Raw genomic sequence first — 1,050 nt, 5'->3', positions numbered from 1 at the left:
TCCATACGTCCAGCGAAAAGGAACAGGGTTCTCGTTAACCTCCTGGAGATACAATTCAATACGTTGTTTCAATTCTTCCTTGGACTTAACTCGAATGTGGCGAAGTACTTGTTTCGTCATCTTCGCAAAAAAACTTTCAATCACATTAAGCCATGAACCATGCTTAGGGGTGAAGACAAACTCAAAACGGTCCGGGACACTCTCCAGATACGCTTTGGTCTCCTTGGATATGTGGGCGGAATGGTTGTCTAAAATGATTTGAATGCGCAAATCTGGGCTGTAGTGGGTATCGAGTCGTTTGAGAAAATTAACGAATTCACGGCTCCGGTGGCGATCTTCTACCGAGCCGATGACTTCGCCAGTCACCAGATCAATACCCGCTAATAGGCTAAGCGTTCCATGTCGCTTGTATTCGGAGTCACGTCCGATGGTTGGATGTTCTCCGGGAACGGGAGGCAGATCATCCGCTGTGTTCCCAATGGCTTGGATGCCAGGCTTCTCATCGTACGATAAATAAACATCGCAGAGTTGTTTTAGCTCTTCGTTCTCCAGAATGTATTCGACTTGTTGATAAACATAAAGAACTTCTGCCCGTTTCACATCAAAGTCGGGATCGCGCCGCTCCAAGTAATAACGGACTTTATGTGGCTGCAATTCCTGTGCCGCAAGCAATCGGGACACACTGCTTGACGACATGCGGGAGAGACAGTCATGACCCGCTATAGCCGCGTGTTCTCGAACATGCTGGGCAAGTAGACGTTGTGTCCAGACTTCATAGGAATAGCCCAATTCTTTGGGCTTTTGACATGCCAGCGAGATCACCCATGCTTTTGCTTCCGGCGTCACTTCGGGAGGTCTTCCGGGCCGCGCTTCTTCATGCAAAGCTGCTTCGGAACCTTCCGCAAGTGCTTTGTCGACACAACGGTTGACCTTTGGTACGGTCGTACCCAAAACATCTGCGATTTTTGGAATACTCATACCATCGGCAAAATGAAGGAGAATACGCGCTCGCTCAACCCGCCGATATTCTTCTGATCGCGCTTTACTAAT

1 protein-coding gene is annotated in these 1,050 nt (G+C 48.6%); it reads right to left on the bottom strand.

The features are described 5' to 3' along the window. Positions 1-1,050: IS630 family transposase (locus tag AC6I6H_RS22455; RefSeq protein ID WP_497956836.1), on the bottom strand; the 1,050-nt coding region annotated here is incomplete at both ends.

It is taken from the genome of Gorillibacterium sp. sgz306347 (genome assembly GCF_059735245.1).
This window is presented reverse-complemented; position numbering and strand designations above follow the sequence as displayed.